The sequence below is a fragment of the Pseudoalteromonas sp. genome (assembly GCF_041629635.1).
Taxonomy (GTDB): domain Bacteria; phylum Pseudomonadota; class Gammaproteobacteria; order Enterobacterales; family Alteromonadaceae; genus Pseudoalteromonas.
Genome location: NZ_JBFKMX010000015.1, coordinates 16,824 through 37,975 on the forward strand (window position 1 = coordinate 16,824; position 21,152 = coordinate 37,975).

Below are 21,152 nucleotides of genomic sequence, written 5' to 3' on the forward strand. Positions count from 1 at the left end.
GAAAGACTGAATATGACAATTGAAAGAGCATATGTTAAAAGTGGTCGTAACACGATAATACATAAAGAAAAAAAATATGACTTGATCATCATTAATGGCGATGCTCACCCAAAAATTCGTGTTACTGCAGATGGTTTGCAACCCTATAAAGAAAGCGTTCCTCGAAACCGTCGTGAGGCGAAGGAACGCTACGTAGAAGTAGTACAAATAGGTTCACCGGATGTATTTGGTGAAGAGAAACAGCTACTTTTTATTCAGGCACTAGACAACCGAGAATACAAAATTGACTATTCAAAGGTTGGCACAAAAATGTTTGTGCGTGTTCATCAAGAAAGTTATTTATAAGCGAAACGTTTAATTCGACTTAAATAAAAAGCAGCCATAATTGTTAAATTTTGGCTGCTTTTTTGCATGTGTAATTTGACAAACCGTTAGCTAATTTTTAGGTGTCAAAATGCTAAAATATCGACATAGCTCCTTTATTCTTACATATGTAAGTTCGCTATTAATTGTTGGCTGTGGTGGTAGTTCAAGTTCATCTGAAGAAGTTGTTGTTCCTCTGTCTGTGAATGCGGGTGCTGACATATCTCTCGATGAAAAATTAACGTTTTCATTAAAAGCCGTTGCCAGCCCTGAAGGTGGTAAATTCACTTGGCGTCAATTAAGTGGGCCATTAATTGAGGGGTTTCCTTTAGAAGGGGCAACGCAAGAGGTTACCGCACCTGATGTAAAGCAAGATCAAGTTTTGGAATTGGCGGTTGAATACGTTGCTCCTGATAACCGTAGTGCAAGTGACACGGTGTTCGTTGCAGTAAATTCAGTTAATTTACTGCCTGTAGTATCAATTAAACAGACTGCGCCACTTAATTTACCATCGCAATATGGTGACACCATTGTACTATCAAGCGCAGATTCATTTGATCCTGATGAAAATGGCAAACTCGTAAGTTATTTATGGCAACAAATTGCAGGTTCATCGCTATCAATCTCGAATACCACGTTATCTAATTTAACATTTACTCATCCTCTACTTGCCCAAAATGAAGATGTTACCTTTAAACTGACCATCACGGATGATGAGGGAGGAAAGCACAGCAACTCACTCACCCTTACATTACAACAAAGTAATCAATTACTGTATGCCAATGCGGGTGCAAATCAGAGCGCACAAGAGTTCTCAACAGTAACTCTGGATGCATCAAAGTCAACCAGTATTGATGGGAGTTTCTCATGTGCATGGGTGCAACAATCAGGTGTTTCCGTCAGTCTGAATACTCCAGAGCTTTGCAAGACACAATTTATTGTCCCTGATGTAGATGCTCCTGAGACTTTAATATTTGAAGTAATGGTTACAGATGCAGGAAATCGCACGGATAACGCGCTAACTCAAGTGCTTGCAGAACCTAAGGCCCTTGGTTTAATTAATGATACAGGTATGCATCGCTGTTTTGATAACAGCAATGAACTATCAAATTGTGTTTCGGCTGACTTTCCCGGTCAAGATGCGGCGAAAGGGCGAGATGTACATGCCAGTTTGCTTGATAAAGTAGGAAGCGGTCCTGGTGCCTTTGATTTTACAAAACTAGACCAGTTCGCAGGCGAATTACCAGATAATGCAACAGACTTTAGTTGTGTGAGAGATAATATTTCAGGGCTGATCTGGGAAGTAAAGCAAGAGAGTAATGGCACATTGCCAAACACCCAATTACGAGAAGCACAAAATAGCTATAGCTGGTTTTTAAGTTCTGTCAGTAATGGTGGGGAGACCGGAGCGGAAGCACCCGCACGAATTTCTTGCCCAAGTACGGTTAATTGCGGCTTAGAGCAATATATTACAGAGGTGAATGAAGCAAATTATTGTGGTGGTAATAATTGGCGTGTGCCATCTCATCGCGAGCTAAGTTCGTTACTTTACTATGCGCAACAAGGTTCAGGAAGTGTCATGATTGCTGATTATTTTCCAAATACAGCAACTCAATTGATAAATGATGTGGTGCCTTATTGGACAATGCAAACCAGCGTTGAAGGTGGGCAAAGCGCATTTGCCTGGGCAATTGATATGATTACAGGTAAAGATGTTGGTTATCCCAAACAAAATCTCGGTTACGTGCGTTTGGTACGTGATACCAGCAACAATGATTAAAGGGGGAACAACTATGAGTACAATTAATCTTTCGTGTTTTTTGGGTTATGTTTTTGCATTTCCGGCTTTGGCTCAAATATGTTTGAGTACAGTGCCAGAAACAACCCCCACTTCTCAATTTACCATCAGTAATGACGGTACAGTTACGGATAATCTGACAGGCATTATGTGGATGCGGTGCAGTATTGGTCAAAGTTGGGATGCTAATAATCAAACATGCACAGGTGGTTTAGAGCAATTAACTTGGCAACAAGCATTGAAAATGGCATCAGAATATAAATATGCAGGTTTTGATGATTGGCAACTGCCTAATGTTAAAGAGTTAAGTTCTATTGTCGATCGCCAATGTGTTGATGCCGCGATAAATCAAACACTTTTTCCTGCAACACTTGCACAAAACTATTGGACCAGTACCAGTGGTGTAGGTACTGCCTCACAAGCATGGGCTGTCGCCTTCTATAGTGGTAAAACTAATTTGAGAAGTAAGGCTTCGGATATTCATTTACGTTTAATGCGTTATGCGAAATGATTTTGTATACACCTTGTTAGTTTGATAGTCTTGTCAAGTTATCTTTGGGGTAGAATTGTTATGAAGTTGGTGCGCTTTGGGGTCTTTTTAATCACAACGTTCGCGTTTGCAAACTCAGTAGTTGCGGATGAGTTATGTGATGTTGAGTTGGGGCATGGGTTAATCATTACCAATGACGTTATTCGTATTGTTGATAAAGGGCAAACCAATGTGCAAATTAACAATGACTCGCAGTTATTTATTAAAGGTCGCTGGGTTGAGTTAAATCAAGACGAAGAACTTATTCTCAGAGAGTATAGTCAAGGTTTACGAAATACGGTTCCAGAGCTTGTTAAACTGGCGACAGATGGCGTTAACCTTGGCCTTTCAGCCATTGAGCAAGTGGTTACCGGTTTTACAGATAAAGAACCTGAAGTACTCAAAGATCAATTAAAGTACGTCGAAATCGCTCTTAAAGATAAGTTTAAGGTGGGTGATGACTTTTATTACATTGCCCCTCAATCTCTTTCTAAATTAGACGATTTTTTTGAAAAAGAAATCAGTCAAAAAATTCATTCAGCGGTACATGGGTCACTGGGTGCGATCTTAGTTGCGCTTGGTGATGCTTTTGAGTCGAATGAAGGCAATATTGAACAAAAAATTAGTGGTATGGGCGAGCGGATTGACATTATTGCCGGTGAAATTGATAAGTCATTACAGAAAAAAGTTGTGCAACTCGAAGATAAAGCCAATGAATACTGCGGTTGTTTACGCACATTAAATGAAACGGAAGATAAGTTGCAGCAACTGGTTCCAGAACTAGCTGATTTTGACTTAGTACAAGTAAAAGGATTAAGCCTGTAATGACAAAAAACGATTTTAAAAACAGTACCTTTCAAATAGATTGTGAATGGCTAAACGCGCATCTAAGCGATGCTGACCTATTTGTACTTGATGCCAGTATGGATAATCCTGTTAATAAATTTGATGATGTCGTGACAGGTGTTATTCCAGATTCCCTGCGATTCGATTTTAGCAACAAGATTGTCGATAAAAGCGCTACAAACCCTAATATGATGCCAAGTGCCGCTGTATTTGAACAAAAAATCCAGCAGCTAGGTATAAATCGAAATTCATACGTGGTTGTTTATGATAAACAAGGTTTGTTTTCTGCCGCACGGGCTTGGTTTATGTTTAAAACTATGGGGTTTGATAATGTTGCAATTTTGCGTGGTGGCTTGCCAACATGGCATGCAAAGGGCTATGCAATCGTTGAGTACCATAAAGAGCCCGCTGGTGGCGGTAATTTTGTTGTAACACAAGACCGCCAGTTATTTGTTGATAAACACTATGTACTAAATGCCATTAGTGATGATGATATTCAAATTGTCGATGCACGAGGTTATGGGCGCTTTAGTGGACAAGAGTCCGAGCCAAGGGAAGGTATGCGCAGTGGCCATATTCCCAACTCTCTAAACTTACATTATGCTAGTGTGTTAAATCAAGGTAAGTTATTGGACGAGGTTGAATTAAAACGCATTTTTGACGAATTAGTGCCTGCTCCAAAAGAGTTTATATTTAGCTGTGGTTCAGGTGTAACAGCTTGTATTTTGGCTTTAGCGGCAGAAATCGCTGGGTTCCACAAGGTTAAAGTATATGACGGAAGCTGGAGCGAGTGGGGTAAAGATAAATTACTGCCAATCGATACCGTGCAAAACTAAATGATCTATAAACTGCATTTTTAGATGATTTAGTTCGGTTCTTTGCAGTTTAACGTGATTATTTGTCTATTCACCTTTTCGAAATATTTACACACAATTTACAGCTAGCAATGATGGTACAAACAACTAGACTACCCCTAGTTATACCCCTGTATTATCATTATGAATATCACGCGAAGTTCCTTAAAAAATCCAGCCAGTGTGCTGGTGATTTTAGTGTTGATTATGCTGTTTGGCACCATCAGTATTTTTAAACTACCTATCCAATTAACCCCTGATATTGAGCAACCTCAAATCACCATAATGTCTGGTTGGCGCCAAGCTGCGCCAGAAGAAATTGAATCGGTGATTATTGAACCACTAGAAAATGCAGTAAAAAACACCCCAGGTGCGCTTGAGGTAAATACGCAAATAAACCAAGGGCAAGGCTTTATTAACTTAACTTTTGCTGTTGGCAGCGACATGCAAGAGGCTATGCTAAATGTGCTTAACAGCCTAAACCAAGCACCTCCATTACCATTAGATGCAATGGATCCAATTGTTACTGCGGGTGGAAATGCAGGGCCAGGTTCAGGTGGCCCTACCGCAGCAACGTTACTGGTTGTGCCCACCGAAAGTAGCAGGCATCTTGATATGGCTCGTTACCAAAAACAAATTGATGAATTAATTCAACCGCGTTTGGCAAAAATTCCAGGCGTTGCGTTTGTTAACTTAGCAAGTGAACGGCCGCGCGAACTTCGAGTTACCTTTGACCCTCATAAAGCAGCTGCGCTAGGCGTTAGTTTAAATCAAATTAGCCAAACTTTGGCTTCTTCTACTGATACTTCAGGTGGTATCGCCGATGTTGGCCGTCGCCAATATACCGTTCGTTTTACTGGCCAATATGACGTTGATAATATGACGCAAATGCGCATTGGTTATTCAGGTGAACGCGCGATTTTCTTAGGCGATGTGGCACAAATCGAAAATACGGTAACAGATCGCCGTGCTATGACGTTGCGAAATGGCAAACCGGCGTATTACATTACCCTTACGCGGGCTAATGAATCTAATACCGTTGCAGTGCTTGATCAACTTAATGCGACAATAAAAGAATTAAACGAGGGCATATTAGCTCAAGAAGGGCTTGCGATTGAATTAAGTTACGATGCCTCAGTGCATATTCGTAATGCGTTACAGTTGGTAAAAAGTAACCTTGGCCTAGGTGTATTATTAGCCTGCGGTATTTTGTGGTTGTTTTTCAGAGGTTGGCGTACAACGTTAATAATTGCATCGACAATTCCGGTGTCGTTAATGGTGGCTTTTTTAGCGCTAAGTATTTTTAACCGCAGCTTAAATGTGGTGTCGTTGGCAGGATTGGCGTTTGCTGTGGGTTTAGTACTCGATGCCGCGATTATTGTACAAGAAAATATCACTCGACTCATGCAAGAAGGCATGGCCCGCAAACAAGCCGTTTTAAAAGGAGCGGTTCAAGTCAGTGGCGCCCTGTTCGCCTCAACTGCAACCAGTGTAGCGATATTCTTGCCGATTTTATTTATGGCTGGCATTGAAGGTCAGCTCTTTTCAGATTTGGCGTTAACGCTTTCTATTGCGGTAATTGCCTCATTAATTAGTGCTATCAGCATTATTCCAATTGCAACTAAATACCTGTTAGCTAATGAAAATAATGATGATAAGTTTCATGCATATTGGCGCAAACTGACCAATTTCATTATGCGACTGACCAGTACTCATACTAAGCAAGTATCTTGGGTTGTGGGTTTACTTGGTGGGTCTGTGATTGTGATATATACGTTAGTACCGCAAACTGACTTTATGCCACGCGCACCAACTGATGGTTTCTTTTATAGTTTAGTAACACCAGCAGGTGCCAATATTGACTATATGGAAGAGGAGCTGGCTGAAAAAGTAAAACAGCGTTTGATGCCTTATTACCTTGGTGAAAAAACGCCAGCTATTAAAGATTTTAATTTTTATGTGTTTGGCTCAAATGCTGGTGGCTTTATTTACTCTGCAGACGCTCAGCGCGTAGAAGAATTGATGCAGGTTGCACGTGAAGAAATCTTCGCAGAATTGCCAGATACCCAAGTTTTTTTATTTCGAGGCTCAATGATCCAAGTGGCAAATGGTGGCAATGGTCGTACATTAAGTATTGATTTACAGGGTTCCGATATGGAGCAATTAATGTCGACAGCCCAATTGGCACTGGCTGAAGTGAAAAAAGCCATGCCTGAGGCAATGGCACAGCCGCAACCTTCTTTGAATATGGCCGAGCCAGAACTGAGACTCACACCAAATGATAGGCGCATCACCCAAGCAGGCTTAACCCGTCGCGAAGTCGCAAGTGCAGTGCAAGCTTTTACCAGCGGCATGTTTATCAGTGAATATTTTGATGGTAATGAACGTATGAATGTTATTTTGCGCTCAACACCCTGGCAAAGCCCTGAAGAATTGGCAAACCTACCAATTACTACGCCACTTGCTGGCGTGCAAACGTTGGGTGAGTTGGCAACAATTGAACGTACAGTGGGGCCATCACAATTACGTCGCGTCAATGGCTATCGTACGGTGAGTATTCAAATTACACCACCAAATGATATGAGCTTACAACAAGCGCAAAAAATACTAACAGAGCAAGTAATGCCAGTTGTGCGTGAAAATTTACCTCGCTCAGCAAACGCAATTTTGGCGGGTAATGCGCAAAAAATGAATTCAGCAATTGAAGAAATGGCCTACAACTTTGTGCTTGCGCTATTTATTTTATTTTTGTTGATGACGGCGCTGTTTAAATCGGCTCGCGATAGTCTGTTGGTATTGTTAGTTATGCCTCTGGCCGTAGCGGGCGGCATATTGGCACTGGCAGCGCTCAATGTTGTGAGTTTTCAGTCACTCGATTTACTTACCATGATTGGCTTTATTATTTTACTCGGGCTGGTTGTGAACAATGCCATTTTATTAGTAGACCAAACACGCCAAGGTGAACGTGAGGGGTTAACACGCCGCGAAGCGGTTGAAAATGCGGTGCTTATCCGTGCCCGCCCTGTGTATTTAAGTACCTTAACAAGTTTATTTGGCATGCTGCCACTAATGATTATGCCGGGCGTGGGTTCGGAAATTTACCGAGGACTTGCTACGGTGATTGTTGGTGGAATGGCTATTAGTGCCTTATTTACCTTGATTTTGATGCCAAGTTTATTGCTGCTTGGCAAACAAACGCCACCAAAATTACAACAGGCAAACACTAAAAATAACAAAACATCATTAGATCTGGTTGCAAATAAGTAGGGGACACCAAGATGAATAAACCATTTAATACATTGTTAGTTGCTTCATCGCTTTTTGTTGCGCCTCTTTATGCACTACCTACGGTTGCTGTTAATGTAGTGGAACAAGCGCCATTGGTTCAAACCTTGGTGCTAAACGGCACATTACGTGGCAAAGGCGATGTGGATTTAACGATGGGCACAGCAGGTAAATTGGCGTTTGTTGCAGAGCCGGGGGCAATAGTTAAGCAAGGTGATGCCATTGCACGCATTGAAATGCTACCACTAGAGCTTGAAGCTGCAGAGCAGCGCATCATGATTAAACGTGCTGAGGTTAATTTAACTTACCAACGTCAAGAGCTTGAAAGGCTTAAAAAGTTAGCTAACACGAGCAGTGCAGCGGCGAATCAAGTTGATTTAGTACAAAGCCAACATGACTTAGCGCTGACTGATATTGAGCTGGCAAAAGTAAAACTTAAACAAATTGAAGATCGCATGGCACGAGCAACGGTTGTTGCGCCATTTGATGGCATTGTTAGCAAGCGCTTTTTACTTGCGGGTAGTGATGCAAATCGTGCTGATAAACTAGTTCACTTCATAGATATTAATAATTTAGAGGTGCGCTTTTATGTGCCCGTTAAATATTTAGCATATGCAGAACTTGGTCAAAAAGTCACGTTAAGTAGTGACAGTTTTGATAATTTACAATTAGCTGACGCTACCCTAACTGCAGTAATTCCAGCCACCGACTCTCGTTCTCAAACGTTTGAAGTAAGAGCAAAGCTACTAAGCAAAAACCATAAAGGGTGGGCGAGCGGTCAATTGGTTGATGTTGATTTCAATATTGAAAAAACGACCCCAAGTTTGCTGGTGGAACGCGATGCATTAATTTTACGAAAACCGGGAGTGCATGTTGTAAAAATCCAAGCGGATAATAAAGCACTGCAGGTGGCTGTTGCTGTAGGGCAAGGGCAAGGCTCAAAAATTGAAGTGCGCCCTGTAGAACAAAACATGCTAAAACAAGGTGACAAAGTTGCCACTAGAGGCGCTGAAAGATTAACTTCAGGACAAGAAGTGTTAGTGCAAGAATAATTTTTTGCGTTTTGTAATGAAGTTAATCCTCATATTGACATATATTTTAGCATTTTAGCAGGCTAATTTGGTTCTATTTGTAAAAAGAAAACTCGAAAAAACAGGCTGTTTTATTTAATTCGCAGAAATAGTGAAAATAAACGCAAGTTTTGCTTTCCCTTAGGGCAAGAGATCTCTATAATTAGCCGCTATCAAATTTACACATGAGCTGAACTAAAGATCGGGTTTCTTGATCTTAGCCTGTATTTGCTGTATAAAGAGCGCCCTTTGATTATTTCCGGGGCAGAAACGTACACAAAACCTCGGAAGAAAAGATTTAGCTCGAGCGAAGTTATTGGAGATATATAGACATGTCTAAAGTCTGTCAAGTTACAGGTAAGCGTCCAGCGGTAGGTAACCACCGTTCACACGCTCGCAATGCGACTAAGCGTCGTTTTTTACCTAACCTACAAACACACCGTTTTTGGGTTGAAAGCGAAAAGCGTTTCGTTACATTACGCACTACTACTAAAGGTATGCGTATTATTGATAAGAAAGGCATCGACGCGGTATTAGTTGATATCCGTGCTCGCGGCGAAAAAGTATAAGGAGCTTGAGTCATGCGTGATAAGATCCGTTTAGTTTCTACTGCTGGTACTGGTTATTTCTACACTACCGACAAAAACAAGCGTAACATGCCTGAAAAAATGGAAATCAAAAAGTACGATCCAAAAGTACGTAAACACGTGATTTTCAAAGAAGCAAAAATCAAGTAATTGTGATTTGCTGAAAGAATTAAAAAAACCCGAGTTTATCTTGGGTTTTTTATTGTCTAAATTTTAGTTCTATTTATTACCGTGAATTGTTTTACTAGCTATCAACTCGTAGTTATTAATTACGTTTGCAAGAGGGATTGAGTGTAAATCTAATAACTCACCTTGGTTTCGGCCTGAATTTTTCGCCTTATATAACGCCTGATCAGCAAGCTCAAGTGCGATATCCAATGACTTTTCATCATAAATAGACACATTTGAAGCAACTCCCACCGACATTGAAATGGTCAAGTTGTGTTGTTCAAATTCTATGGATTCACTATTTACTAATAACATTAGCTTTTTTAGTAGTTTTGCGTCGCTATCATAATTACTGTTTTCAATGACTAACAAAAACTCTTCTCCACCCATACGAATTAAATTGTCATGTTGACGAATCGAATTGCGGATACGCTTACAAAACACTTTTAATACATAATCACCACAGGCGTGACCATAGTTATCATTGATTCTTTTAAAATGATCAATATCAAGTGCAAATAAGCTAAAACTAACCTCGCTGGTATTTAATATACGTTCACGTTGTTGCACTTCGAAGAAACGGCGGTTTAAACTTTCTGTAAGCGGGTCAATAAAACGTTCTTCACTAAGTTTGATATTGTACTTAGTAAGGGTTTGATTTGAGCTTTTGAGTTTACGATAAAAAATTGACAGCATAACAAACGCTAACAATGCAGTGGTGGCACTTAAAACCCCAATTTTTTGCTCTAATGATTTTTTTTCAATTTCGATATTTTTACGCTGATTTTCAAATGCTAACTTTTCTATCTTTTGATCTTTTTGTGTTGCTTGGTAAAGCTCTTTAATACGTAACATACGGCTTTCTCGTTCGGTATTAAATATTTTATCGCTCAGAGATTTATAGCGAAGATGAGCTTTATATGCTGCTTCATAATGTTTGATGCTGGCCATGGCCTCTGACCAAGACTTATAATTATCAGCCAGTTGACTGATCATTTTGTATTCTTCGAAGTAGCTGTTGCCACGTTCGAAGTAGTCTTCGGCCACTCCTAGTTTGTTTAGATATACATAGTTAATTGCCATAATCGCATAAGCATGTGCTGCTAAGCTTTTGTAATCGTTTTCTATAGCATAGGCTAAGGTTTTTTCAGCATAGTCGTTCGATAATGCAAGCTCAACTTCTGTGAAGGCAATTGAGGCTAAATTGCTATAAATCTCGTGAATTGCATCTTGTTGATTTAGATGTTTTGCTTGCTCTATAGAATTTAGGTAAATGGATTTTGCTTGATCTGTGTTACCTTGGCTATTAAGAATAAAACCGCGATTTTGATAAAGTCTGAGAATGGCGATTTTATTATCAACACTGGTATACCAATCGATGGCGAGCTGATTGTTAGCGAGTGCGTCATCATAAAAGCCTAACTCAGCTTCGGAAATAGCCATAATTGCAGAACTTGTTGCTGCACGATAGTTATCGTTATTTACATGCGCAATAGCTAAGGCTAATTTAGCAGCTTCAATTGCTGCAGAGTGCCTTCCTGTGTCTTGAGCCATAATTGAAAAGGTGGTAGCAATCCAATATTTTAATACGGCTGACTGACTGCTTAATACATAGTTAAAAGCTTGTTCAATATGGAAGTCATACTGTTGCGTATTATTTTCAAAATAGTATAACCAAGACAGGCAAAAATTAGATGCAGACTGAATAGATGGATTGGATGCTGTCGATAGTATTAACTTAGATAAGGTACTTTGGGTTTGTTCATAACTTTTTTTATTGTTTGTTGTGAGTTCTAAATAACAGCGATAAGCAAGTAAATAAGCAAGATCTTCTGTGGATTTCGCGGGGGTGTCATTGGCAAAGGTGTTCAGCGCAGATAATATTTTTTGATTATCGTGATAGTACTCTATTGAAATCTTTTCAATTTCCTGTTCGAACATCGAGAAAGCTAAGTTTGCGTGCTTTTGGATATGTGTACTGATATGTTGCTGCATTACTTCTTCTGCCTCACTAGCTGAAACAAAAAGAGGAAGAAGCATTAATAGCAGTAAACAATACCGAATAAATAACATTGCAAACTTAATATGTACAATTTATCTAATCATAGAATGTTATGAAAGGCTTGACTAATTATTGAATAGGGTGGGGTGAAAAAAAGGCGCTTTATGCGCCTTCTAAAAGATTTTGTCAGCTTAATTAAGCAAATGCATCTTGTAGAGGAGGTACAACTTGCTTTTTACGGCTTAGTACACCATCTAACCATACGCGGCTTTGCTCGGGCGCAACACCATACGCTTTTTCAACAATACCTTCATCGTCAGATGCGATAAGCATTTGTGAGCCTTCTTTCATAATGTCGGTAAGCAATAAGAATACAGAGTGGCGGTTGCCTTCAGCTTTAAGCTTTACGATATCCGCCTCAAGGTCTGCTTTAATATCATCAAAAACAGCTAAATCGATAACCTCTAATTGACCGATGCCAACTAGGTTACCATTCATGTTGAAGTCTTTAAAATCACGCATTACTAGGTCACGTGCAGGTGTGCCTTCAACAGCTGATTTCACTTTAAACATTTCCATTCCGAATGCTTTGAAATCTTCAATACCAGCAATTTCAGCAAGTACTTCAACGCACTTAATGTCAGCGGTTGTACATGTTGGTGATTTAAAAATAACTGTGTCAGACAAAATCGCACCTAACATAAGGCCTGCAATGTTCTTCGGGATTTCAACTCCGTAGAAGTCATACATCATTTTGATGATAGTGTTTGAACAGCCCACAGGGCGGATCCAACATTCAAGCGGTGTTGAAGTCGTTAGGTCGCCAAGTTTGTGGTGATCAACAACGCCAACAACCGTTGCTTCGTCGATATCATCTGGTGCTTGTGTTTTTTCAGTGTGATCTACAATGTAAACCTCTTCACCTGCATAGCTTAGTTTTAGCTCAGGTGCCTCAAAACCAAATTGATCAAGGATAAACTGTGTTTCTGGTGATATATCGCCTAAACGTGTTGCGATTGCTTCCTCACCAATTTGATTCTTTAAATATGCAAGTGCAATTGCACCACAGATAGAATCAGAATCAGGGATCTTATGACCCACTACATACATTGCCATGGACGGAACTCCTTAAATTTTGGCGCATAGTTTAGCAAAAAAATAACCTTTTAACAGCGACAGAAACTACTCATTTGGTATTACTTATTAAGGTGATAAAACTATTTGTTTAATATAGACTTATTAAATCTTAATTAGATGTAATCAGGCTCTCAATGATCAGATTAGGAAGAACTGGTTGGAATAACGTTATTATTTTCGCCATGTTGATAATGATTTTTTTGTTTAATGGACTGCATCATAAAATTATGTCGTCTTCGGAAGAGGCTGTTCAATCATTGTTGCCAGCTAATAGCACAGTACTGACCTATCAATACAGTGATTTCAAAATTGAACGTATTGGCACGAGTTGGCGCACTAATAAGCAGCTAAATCTTGATATTGAATTGCTAGATTTAAACTGGCGACAAGCAACGGGTGAGGTGATTCCGGTAGTTGATGAAAAGTCCTTGGTACTCGCAAGCGTGGAACTTAACATTGCAGGTTATGATCGCAGTTTGGTGTTTGACGTATTTACTACGCCAGACGGTTGTTTTGTTGATGATAATCAAGCGCGTCGTTTAAAATTAGATAAACAAACCTGTAATCAGTTATTTCCTACCACGGAGTTTTAGAGTTTTTTATGCCTGAATTACCAGAAGTTGAAGTGAGCCGTTTAGGCATTACACCACATATGCTAAAGCAAACGGTTAAACAAGTACGTGTGCATCAAGCGCAATTGCGTTGGCCGGTGCCAGATGACGTTTATCTACTTGAAGGTAAAACAATTACAGACATTAGCCGCCGCGCGAAATACTTAATGATTAGTGTCGATACAGGCAGTGTTATTTTACACTTGGGCATGTCGGGGAATCTGCGGGTGGTCGATAATTCTGTGCCACTCAAAAAACATGATCATATCGAAATAGAGCTCGAAAATGGCAAAGTGCTACGTCTAAATGATGCTCGTCGCTTTGGTGCTTGTTTATGGCAACCTCTGGGGGAAGTTCATAGTAGCTTACTAAAATTGGGCCCTGAACCATTAACAGACGAATTTGATGCTGACTATTTGTATGAAAAATCACGACAAAAGCAAACTGCGATTAAACAGTTTTTGATGGATAACAGCGTGGTAGTTGGCGTGGGGAATATTTACGCCAATGAGTCTTTATTTAAAGCGGGTATTCACCCTAAACGCGCTGCAGGTAAAATTTCTAAAAAGCGTTACCAACAATTAGTGCCTATCGTAAAACAAACGTTAGCGGATGCAATTGAACAGGGTGGCACAACACTGAAAGACTTTGCCCAAACCGATGGCAAGCCAGGTTATTTTGCTCAGAAGTTATTGGTATATGGGCGTAAAGGTGAACCGTGTGTAACCTGCAAAGAGCCGCTGCTCGAAATTCGCCAAGGACAACGGAGCACTGTTTATTGCAAGCGATGTCAGAAATAAAGTATTGTTATGTTAGCTTTAATATGTTTATTTGCTTGTACAGTGAAATACCTTTTTCATATCACTAACAAATGCTTCGTCACTTAATCTGTCAGTTGCTAGATAAAGCTCAACTTGGAAAGGTTTAAGCTCAAAAGCCAATTCAAATTGTTCAATAAATTCGGGGTAAGTTTCTAGCGCTTTTTGAAAACTGGCGTGTACCATAGGATAAAAATCTGCTCGCCCTTTAGCTATGAGTCTTAAAGCATGCTCTGAATCATTTACAAAAATGATATTTTTATTGGGCACAAAGCCTAAATTTAAGAAAAAATTATTTGTTGCGTCGTCACGTTTTAATATCAGCGTATAGTTTAAAATGTCCTCCAGTTTATTAATTAGCATATCTTTTCTGCCTGCGAGCGACACAAGATAGGTGCGTACTTGATCTATAGCATAAATCCAGTGATATTGGGATTCTCTTTCTGTGGTGCGAGATATGGAATAAATCAAACTATTTTTTGTTTGTTTGGCAAGTTGGAGAGCTCGTGCCCAAGGCATTACATTAATAGTGTAAGATATATTGTTGCTATCGAGAATCGGAGTGATTTTTTGAGTTGCGATACCGCTTAATCTGTCATTTTGATCAAGCTCTTGATAAGGGGGCCACAACTCAGTAAAAATAGTGATAGGTGCTTTCTGACTGGTTACAGGAATTTCACAAGCAAGTACACTTTGATCAAAAAGCGTAATAACTAAACACAAAATTCGTTTTATGAAAACCACACTACGCTCAGTTTTTGTTATCAATTTATTTCATTATAGCGTTAATTTAATAAAGCATTTAAAGGGTCATTTTGCTCATTTAAAATTTAATGGTCATTGCTAGAAACTAGAGTTCAAATGGCGCAACGCCGATACCTTCAATGCGGTAACCTACTTTTGCCAGTTCGCCTTCCCAGCTTTCGGTTTTCATTTTACCTGTAACAGAAATGGCATCGTAAAGGCTTTCAATCGGAACGCCATCTTTAAAGGTTACGTGCACAATCTGATTCGGTGGCGGTGGTGGTACATGAATACATGCGCCGAAATACGGCACTAATAAAAATTCGGTGATTACTTCATCATTACCTTCAAGTGGCACTACAAAGCCAGGTAATGTCACCATGGTATTATTGAGCTCTTTTACAATAGGTGCGTTTAAATCGGGTTGCACCCAATTGGCCTCAGAGTTTTCATTGTGTGCGGCTTGTCCTTCAACCGGTGATGATGAATAGCCTTTAGGAATGAGGTCTTCCCAGTAAAGCTCTTTTGCTTTGCCATTGGCAAACAGCTGATTACTTAATAACGTTATTAAGGCGAAAAAAGTAAACAATAGCGAATGTCGTTTCATATAATTCTCAAACTTTTATGGTTAAGCCATCGCTCAATGCATAGCGATATGCTTTGTATGCTGGTAAACAACCAAATGAGGTACCAAGCAAAATAATACCAGCCAATAAGCTCATTTGATATTGGCTAAGTGCCATAAGTTGCAAGTGGATACCGCTGATGCTGCCAAGCATGTTAGCAAGCAACACAATTACAAGATAATAAAATGCGATGGCCAGCAAGGTAGCACACACTGTGATTAATAGTGCTTCTAACCCGAGCAAAGTAAATATGGTACGTGGCGAAGCGCCCACTGAGCGTAAAATCGCAAGCTCGCGGCGGCGCTGACTTAAACTTGCCAGTAAGTTAGTCAGCATGCCAAGTAAAGCAATAACGACCACAGCACCTGAAATGACCAATAAGGCTTTTTCAAATACACCGACCACTTCCCATAACTGGCGTAGGGTGAATTTGGGCATAATCGCCAGCAGTGGCTCTTGCTTATACTGGCTGATATTACGTTGTAGTTGCAGTGCAAAAATCGGATTTTTTAGGCCTAATAAAAATGCACTGATTTGTTTTGGTTGCCCAGTGAGTTCTGCATTTGATAGGGCGGGCAATTTGTTTTGTTCATCTCTTTGTTCGCTGTGGTGCTGATGGTTCTCATCATCATGGTCATGATTATGTCCATGATGCTCATCTGCCTGATGTTTTTGGCTAATACTGGGCGTTGCTGAGCCATGAATATTATCAATTGCCACTAGTGGCACATGCACACTGTTATCTACCGCCGTGCCAGTTGCCGCTAAAATACCGACTACTTTAAATGGGTGGTCGTCATGATGATGAAAGCTGGTATTGCCAGCGCCATGCGACAGTACAATCGAGTCACCTAAATGGTAATGCAGTTTTTTAGCTACATTACTGCCAAGCACTACATGATTTACTTGTTCAAAAGCGTGCCCTTTTCTGAATACAAGGTTTTGCTTATTGGCATAACGGTAATGGGCAAAGTAGTCATTATTAGTACCAATTACGCTAAAACCTTTGTGGCTATCACCAAGCGATAGCGGAATCGCCCATTTTATTGAGCGCTTGCTAGTAATATCTTGATAGCTTTTGAAGCTTAAATTGTTAGTTGGGTGACCGATACGAAATACCGAAAAAAGCAATAATTCAGTGCTGCCAGTACGGGCACCGACAATTAAATCAGTACCTGATACCGTATTATAAAAGCTTGATTTGGCATCAACACGGGCACGTTCAATAAGCAGTAACAAGGTAATACTCAGAGCTATCGCAATAGTAGTAATTGCAATACTTGAAAAACGGTTAAGCAAGCTTTTGCGTGAGAGGGTTAATAAGCTCATAGTGCTAATTCCTGCATAAAGCTTGAAAGCGCTACTTGCCGATCAAATAAATTAGCGAGGGTTTGGTCATGGCTGACAAACAAAATACTGGTTTGATTATCTTTGGCTTGCTCAAAAAGCTGGTTAATAAATTCTTCTCGGGCGTCGTTATCAAGGGCTGAAGTTGGCTCATCAGCAATGATGAGTTCTGGTTCACCAAGTAATGCTCTGGCAGCAGCAACCCGCTGTTGTTGCCCTATGCTAAGTTGATTGACTGGCTTGGCAATATTTTGTTCACTTAAACCAAGCGCCATTAATAATGTAGTAGCTCCCTTTTCGACACTGCCGTATTTGACTGCAGCTTTTTCAGTACGTATTTTTGAGAACTCACACCCTAGTGTCACGTTTTCGGTCGCCGATAAAAAAGGGATTAAATTAAATTGCTGAAAAACATAACCAATATGATCTGCGCGAAAACGGTCTTTTTGTTTTTGTGACAGAGCTGAAAAAGCGGTGTCTAAAATCGAGATTGAACCACTGTTATGTTGCTGCACACCAGTAATTAGCGAGAGCAAAGTTGATTTACCACTGCCGCTTGGGCCGTAAATAAACACATGTTCGCCTTTTGCTAAGGCAAATTCATGCAGCACAAATTGGCTCTGAGCGCCTGGATAAGAAAAAGTGAGATTATTAATCGCTAACATGACTGCACAAAATAAATTTAAATTGGTGTGATACTATAACAACAATACCTTGAAACCAATCTTTTGCGATAGCAATTCATGCGCTTGCTTTTTTTGTTCAATTATTGAGTTTGCAGCGACTTTTCACTAAAATTGGCGCACCCCAATTTAGAGTGCATAAAGCACTTTTCTAGTATCAAAAATATCTTTTGGAGTTTCCATGAGTTCATATAAGGTTTTGGACGTAAATGACGATTTACCGATCCGTACCAAAGGTAAGGTTCACAGCGGTAAAGTTCGCAGTGTTTATTGGTTAACCGAGCAAGACAGCGTTCGTTTAATCGAAGAAAAGGGATATAACATTCCAAAAGATACACCACTTGCACTGATGGTTATTTCAGACCGTATTTCAGCGTTTGACTGTATTTGGCAAGGTGAAAACGGCCTTAACGGTGTGCCAGGTAAAGGTATTGCACTCAATTCAGTGGCGTCTCACTGGTTTAAATTATTTGACGAAGCAGGCCTTGCGGGTAATCACATAGTTGATATTCCACACCCTTATGTATGGATTGTACGTAAAGCCGAAACTGTTCGCGTTGAAGCAATTGCACGCCAATACATTACGGGTAGCATGTGGCGCGATTACGCAAAAGGCGTTCGCAACTTCTGTGGTATTGATTTACCAGAAGGTTTAGAAGCTCACCAAAAACTAGACAATGTATTAATTACACCATCGACTAAAGGCATTATTACTGGCGTAGCAGAAGTGCCAGAAGTAGATGATGTAAACATTACACGCGAAAACATCGAAAACAATTTAGCTGCATTTAACTTTAAGTCGGCAAGTGATATCGATTTATACGAAAAGCTATTAACTGAAGGCTTTAAGCTAATTAGCGAGCAACTTGCTGAGCTTGACCAAATTTTTGTGGATACGAAATTTGAGTTTGGCTACGTTGAAGAAGTTGATGGTTCACAAAAGCTTATTTATATCGATGAAGTTGGTACGCCAGATTCATCACGTATTTGGGATGGTTCAGCTTACCGCGAAGGTAACATTGTTGAAAACTCGAAAGAGGGTTTCCGTCAGTTATTAATCAATAACGTACCGGACAGCGATGTATTACTTAATAAAGATCGCATGGATGAACGTGAAGAACTTGCCAAAGGTTATAAACTACCGGTCGATGTGATGATGCAAGTGTCGGATACTTACGTTGGTATTGCGAGCAAAATCGTTGGTAAACAGTTAGAAATTCCAAGCGATCCGCGTCAAGAAGTGATCGACATTCTTGATAAAGAGTATGGTCTAATCGACTAAATAATTTATGCGCTTTAGGTATATGAGTTATTTAAAGCGCAACTCCCTCTTACTCTTCTCTATTTTCTTATCTTAAAAATATTACACTACCAACGATTTTAAATGGGCTTGTTGCATCTGCCCTTTTAATTAAGCCCTTGTCAATTATTGAATATGACAATTTTATATGTTTTTTGTATTGATTTTGTATCTAATGTAAATGATTGTAACGCGTTTGTTTTGTGCTAATTCAAATGGTAGTGCTATTGATATTGGTTGTCATTTCTTTTTTGGTGGTGAGGTCTGATAAGTTGTGAGATTAATTTGGAAGTATTATCCCTTTTTTTCGATTAATTGAGCATAAAAATCTAATATTAAATTTGGCGATTTAGCTCTCAAGGTGTTTGGATGTCTGCTTATTGTTTTTAGTGATATGTTTATTTGCTTTTGGTTATATGTGATTTTTGTTGTTGAAATGTTAAAAGTTGGTTAACTTCAATCTCGAGATAGATACTGCATCAAAGCAGGTATCAAGCAACTACGAAATCTGGGAAAGCGTTATGAAATTAAAAACATTAACTACATCAGTACTACTTGCACTTAGCACAGTAGCTACTGCGCAGGCAGCCGATGAAAACCGTTTTATCATCCAAGTTGATAATAATAACAAAGGCGTTGTAAAAGCCTTGGCTAAAAAACTTGGCGGTGATATTAAACTAGATTCAAATGGATTTTTTGCTGCAAGCTTCTCAGGGAAAGATTTATCAGAAGTTAAAGGGCTTCTTAATAATCCTCATATTAAACTAATCGAGCAAGATTTTGTTCGTAAGCCAATGTCACTTTACAGTGATGATATTGGTGATGCGATGACACAGCAATTAACACCATATGCTGTATATCAATCACAAGCAGACCAACTGGCGTTTGATGCATCTTCAGATATGAAAGTATGTGTAATCGATTCAGGTCTTGATCAATCTAACCCAGATTTTGTTTGGGGTAACATCACTGGTGATAACGATTCTGGTACAGGTAACTGGAATGAGCACGGTGGTCCTCACGGTACACACGTAGCTGGTACAATTGGTGCAGCTGATAACGGTGTTGGTGTAGTGGGTATGGCACCAGGTGTACCAATGCACATTATTAAAGTATTTAATGCAGAAGGTTGGGGTTATTCATCAGATTTAGCGCATGCAGCAAACCTATGTAGTCAAGCTGGCGCTAACATTATCAGCATGAGCTTAGGTGGCGGCGGTTCTAACAGCACTGAATCAAATGCATTTGCTAACTTTACTGCTGCAGGTGGTTTAGTTGTAGCGGCAGCGGGTAACGACGGCAACAATGTTCGTTCATACCCTGCGGGTTACCCATCAGTTATGATGATTGGTGCTAATGATAACAATGACCAAATTGCAGATTTCTCTCAATTCCCTAGCTGTAGCTCAGGTCGTGGTAAGCAAGCAACTGAAGATGAAACTATCTGTGTTGAAGTAACTGCTGGTGGTGTAGACACACTTTCTACTTACCCTGCAGATATGGCAACAAGCGCATCACTTTCTGCAGATGGCGTTGCGATGAATACGTCATCAATGGAAAACGCGGGTGAAGCAACAGCCTCTACCTTCTTTATGGGTACAGCTGAAGCGGTTAACTCTGCAGCTGCAGGTAAAATCTGTGTTATCGACCGCGGCAATATTTCATTCCACGATAAAGTACTTAACTGTGAAAACTCAGGCGGTGTTGGTGCGGTTATCGTGAACAATGAAGCGGGTATGCTTTACGGTACTTTAGGTGATACAAATGCGACATCAATTCCTGCAGTAGGTGCAGCACTTGAAGACCGCGCGACCCTTCTTAATGCAGCATCAATGACTGTGAAAATTGGCACAAGCGATTATGGCTTTATGAGCGGTACTTCAATGGCAACACCAGCAGTTTCAGGTATCGCAGCGCTAGTTTGGTCAAATCACCCAACATGTACAGGTACTGAAATTCGTAATGCACTTAAAGCTACGGCTTATGATGCTGGCACACCAGGTAAAGATGTTTACTTCGGTTACGGTATTGTTAAAGCAAAAGCGGCTGATGATTACTTAACAGCTAACGGATGTGCTGGCGGTGATAATGGTGGCGGTAATAACGGTGGTGGTGAAGGTGATATCACATTATCAGCACAAGGTTACAAAGTGAAAGGTACTAAACGTGTAGACCTAACTTGGTCAGGTACAAGTGTATCTTCAATGGACGTTTTCCGTAACGGTTCAATGGTTGCTACAGTATCGAATACGGGTAGTTACACAGACGCAGTTGGTGGTAAAGGTGGCGGTAGCTTTACTTATAAAGTATGTGAAGCAGGTACTTCAACATGTTCTGCTGAGAAAACAGTTGTTTTCTAACTAAATAATAAATCAACCCAAAAA

19 protein-coding genes are annotated in these 21,152 nt (G+C 40.0%); 13 read left to right on the forward strand and 6 right to left on the reverse strand.

From position 1 onward, the window contains the following. The first annotated feature begins 12 nt into the window (after nt 1–12). The 9 genes from ABYD77_RS03945 (at nt 13) to rpmG (ending at nt 9,482) form a co-directional block, all read left to right on the forward strand. Nucleotides 13–345, forward strand: coding sequence for a hypothetical protein (locus ABYD77_RS03945; RefSeq protein WP_372767201.1), 333 nt, complete (start codon nt 13–15; stop codon nt 343–345). 109 nt (nt 346–454) lie between these two features. Further along, nucleotides 455–2,143, forward strand: a complete 1,689-nt coding sequence (locus ABYD77_RS03950) for a DUF1566 domain-containing protein (protein WP_372767203.1) — start codon at nt 455–457, stop codon at nt 2,141–2,143. Nucleotides 2,144–2,156: 13 nt separating this feature from the next. Continuing rightward, nucleotides 2,157–2,672 carry a DUF1566 domain-containing protein gene (locus ABYD77_RS03955; RefSeq protein ID WP_372767205.1) on the forward strand — a complete coding sequence of 172 codons (516 nt, stop codon included), beginning with the start codon at nt 2,157–2,159 and terminating at the stop codon, nt 2,670–2,672. A gap of 60 nt (nt 2,673–2,732) precedes the next feature. Beyond that, the gene (locus ABYD77_RS03960) at nt 2,733–3,515 is read left to right on the forward strand and encodes a YggN family protein (protein WP_372767207.1); all 783 of its coding nucleotides are present in this window, start codon (nt 2,733–2,735) and stop codon (nt 3,513–3,515) included. Further along, on the forward strand, nt 3,515–4,372 hold the full coding sequence (locus ABYD77_RS03965; RefSeq protein WP_372767209.1) for a sulfurtransferase: 858 nt from the start codon (nt 3,515–3,517) through the stop codon (nt 4,370–4,372). The genes ABYD77_RS03960 and ABYD77_RS03965 overlap by 1 nt, the downstream gene beginning before the upstream one ends. A gap of 162 nt (nt 4,373–4,534) precedes the next feature. Then, nucleotides 4,535–7,657 carry an efflux RND transporter permease subunit gene (locus tag ABYD77_RS03970; protein WP_372767211.1) on the forward strand — a complete coding sequence of 1,041 codons (3,123 nt, stop codon included), beginning with the start codon at nt 4,535–4,537 and terminating at the stop codon, nt 7,655–7,657. Between the two features lie 11 nt (nt 7,658–7,668). Then, nucleotides 7,669–8,727, forward strand: a complete 1,059-nt coding sequence (locus tag ABYD77_RS03975; RefSeq protein WP_372767213.1) for an efflux RND transporter periplasmic adaptor subunit — start codon at nt 7,669–7,671, stop codon at nt 8,725–8,727. Between the two features lie 350 nt (nt 8,728–9,077). Continuing rightward, the gene (rpmB, locus tag ABYD77_RS03980) at nt 9,078–9,314 is read left to right on the forward strand and encodes a 50S ribosomal protein L28 (protein ID WP_010562023.1); all 237 of its coding nucleotides are present in this window, start codon (nt 9,078–9,080) and stop codon (nt 9,312–9,314) included. 12 nt (nt 9,315–9,326) lie between these two features. Then, a complete protein-coding gene (gene rpmG / locus ABYD77_RS03985; RefSeq protein ID WP_005493124.1) occupies nt 9,327–9,482 on the forward strand; it encodes a 50S ribosomal protein L33 in 156 nt (51 codons plus the stop codon). Nucleotides 9,483–9,551: 69 nt separating this feature from the next. Here the strand turns inward: rpmG and ABYD77_RS03990 are convergent, their stop codons facing one another. Beyond that, nucleotides 9,552–11,540 carry a diguanylate cyclase gene (locus ABYD77_RS03990; RefSeq protein ID WP_372767216.1) on the reverse strand — a complete coding sequence of 663 codons (1,989 nt, stop codon included), beginning with the start codon at nt 11,538–11,540 and terminating at the stop codon, nt 9,552–9,554. A 157-nt stretch (nt 11,541–11,697) separates the two neighbouring features. Continuing rightward, on the reverse strand, nt 11,698–12,618 hold the full coding sequence (locus ABYD77_RS03995; protein ID WP_372767218.1) for a manganese-dependent inorganic pyrophosphatase: 921 nt from the start codon (nt 12,616–12,618) through the stop codon (nt 11,698–11,700). Nucleotides 12,619–12,773: 155 nt separating this feature from the next. Here ABYD77_RS03995 and ABYD77_RS04000 point away from each other — a divergent pair, with 155 nt between their 5' ends. Further along, on the forward strand, nt 12,774–13,232 hold the full coding sequence (locus ABYD77_RS04000; protein WP_372767220.1) for a hypothetical protein: 459 nt from the start codon (nt 12,774–12,776) through the stop codon (nt 13,230–13,232). An 8-nt stretch (nt 13,233–13,240) separates the two neighbouring features. After that, nucleotides 13,241–14,050 (forward strand): bifunctional DNA-formamidopyrimidine glycosylase/DNA-(apurinic or apyrimidinic site) lyase, encoded by an 810-nt coding sequence (gene mutM, locus ABYD77_RS04005; RefSeq protein ID WP_372767222.1) that lies wholly within the window; start codon nt 13,241–13,243, stop codon nt 14,048–14,050. 27 nt (nt 14,051–14,077) lie between these two features. Here the strand turns inward: mutM and ABYD77_RS04010 are convergent, their stop codons facing one another. The 4 genes from ABYD77_RS04010 to ABYD77_RS04025 form a co-directional block, all read right to left on the reverse strand. Then, on the reverse strand, nt 14,078–14,836 hold the full coding sequence (locus tag ABYD77_RS04010) for a substrate-binding periplasmic protein (RefSeq protein WP_372767224.1): 759 nt from the start codon (nt 14,834–14,836) through the stop codon (nt 14,078–14,080). Nucleotides 14,837–14,918: 82 nt separating this feature from the next. Continuing rightward, nucleotides 14,919–15,419, reverse strand: coding sequence for a DUF3299 domain-containing protein (locus tag ABYD77_RS04015; RefSeq protein WP_372767226.1), 501 nt, complete (start codon nt 15,417–15,419; stop codon nt 14,919–14,921). Nucleotides 15,420–15,426: 7 nt separating this feature from the next. Further along, nucleotides 15,427–16,767: an ABC transporter permease gene (locus ABYD77_RS04020; protein ID WP_372767228.1), complete on the reverse strand. Its 1,341-nt coding sequence runs from the start codon at nt 16,765–16,767 to the stop codon at nt 15,427–15,429. Then, on the reverse strand, nt 16,764–17,450 hold the full coding sequence (locus tag ABYD77_RS04025; RefSeq protein WP_372767230.1) for an ABC transporter ATP-binding protein: 687 nt from the start codon (nt 17,448–17,450) through the stop codon (nt 16,764–16,766). Before ABYD77_RS04025 ends, ABYD77_RS04020 begins: the two co-directional genes overlap by 4 nt. A 199-nt stretch (nt 17,451–17,649) precedes the next feature. Here ABYD77_RS04025 and ABYD77_RS04030 point away from each other — a divergent pair, with 199 nt between their 5' ends. Then, on the forward strand, nt 17,650–18,750 hold the full coding sequence (locus tag ABYD77_RS04030) for a phosphoribosylaminoimidazolesuccinocarboxamide synthase (RefSeq protein WP_372767232.1): 1,101 nt from the start codon (nt 17,650–17,652) through the stop codon (nt 18,748–18,750). A 539-nt stretch (nt 18,751–19,289) separates the two neighbouring features. Continuing rightward, a complete protein-coding gene (locus ABYD77_RS04035; RefSeq protein ID WP_372767234.1) occupies nt 19,290–21,128 on the forward strand; it encodes a S8 family serine peptidase in 1,839 nt (612 codons plus the stop codon). Nucleotides 21,129–21,152: the final 24 nt, after the last annotated feature.

Bases quoted from the DNA above. Each gene is read 5' to 3' on its own strand.
- ABYD77_RS03960 (WP_372767207.1), top strand. From the start codon at position 2,733: ATGAAGTTGGTGCGCTTTGGGGTCTTTTTAATCACAACGTTCGCGTTT.
- ABYD77_RS04015 (WP_372767226.1), bottom strand. From the start codon at position 15,419: ATGAAACGACATTCGCTATTGTTTACTTTTTTCGCCTTAATAACGTTA.
- ABYD77_RS03945 (WP_372767201.1), top strand. From the start codon at position 13: ATGACAATTGAAAGAGCATATGTTAAAAGTGGTCGTAACACGATAATA.
- ABYD77_RS03990 (WP_372767216.1), bottom strand. From the start codon at position 11,540: ATGCTTCTTCCTCTTTTTGTTTCAGCTAGTGAGGCAGAAGAAGTAATG.
- ABYD77_RS03950 (WP_372767203.1), top strand. From the start codon at position 455: ATGCTAAAATATCGACATAGCTCCTTTATTCTTACATATGTAAGTTCG.
- ABYD77_RS03970 (WP_372767211.1), top strand. From the start codon at position 4,535: ATGAATATCACGCGAAGTTCCTTAAAAAATCCAGCCAGTGTGCTGGTG.
- ABYD77_RS04035 (WP_372767234.1), top strand. From the start codon at position 19,290: ATGAAATTAAAAACATTAACTACATCAGTACTACTTGCACTTAGCACA.
- ABYD77_RS04025 (WP_372767230.1), bottom strand. From the start codon at position 17,450: ATGTTAGCGATTAATAATCTCACTTTTTCTTATCCAGGCGCTCAGAGC.
- ABYD77_RS04020 (WP_372767228.1), bottom strand. From the start codon at position 16,767: ATGAGCTTATTAACCCTCTCACGCAAAAGCTTGCTTAACCGTTTTTCA.
- ABYD77_RS03955 (WP_372767205.1), top strand. From the start codon at position 2,157: ATGAGTACAATTAATCTTTCGTGTTTTTTGGGTTATGTTTTTGCATTT.
- ABYD77_RS03995 (WP_372767218.1), bottom strand. From the start codon at position 12,618: ATGGCAATGTATGTAGTGGGTCATAAGATCCCTGATTCTGATTCTATC.
- ABYD77_RS03965 (WP_372767209.1), top strand. From the start codon at position 3,515: ATGACAAAAAACGATTTTAAAAACAGTACCTTTCAAATAGATTGTGAA.
- rpmG (WP_005493124.1), top strand. From the start codon at position 9,327: ATGCGTGATAAGATCCGTTTAGTTTCTACTGCTGGTACTGGTTATTTC.
- rpmB (WP_010562023.1), top strand. From the start codon at position 9,078: ATGTCTAAAGTCTGTCAAGTTACAGGTAAGCGTCCAGCGGTAGGTAAC.
- ABYD77_RS04000 (WP_372767220.1), top strand. From the start codon at position 12,774: ATGATCAGATTAGGAAGAACTGGTTGGAATAACGTTATTATTTTCGCC.
- ABYD77_RS04030 (WP_372767232.1), top strand. From the start codon at position 17,650: ATGAGTTCATATAAGGTTTTGGACGTAAATGACGATTTACCGATCCGT.
- mutM (WP_372767222.1), top strand. From the start codon at position 13,241: ATGCCTGAATTACCAGAAGTTGAAGTGAGCCGTTTAGGCATTACACCA.
- ABYD77_RS03975 (WP_372767213.1), top strand. From the start codon at position 7,669: ATGAATAAACCATTTAATACATTGTTAGTTGCTTCATCGCTTTTTGTT.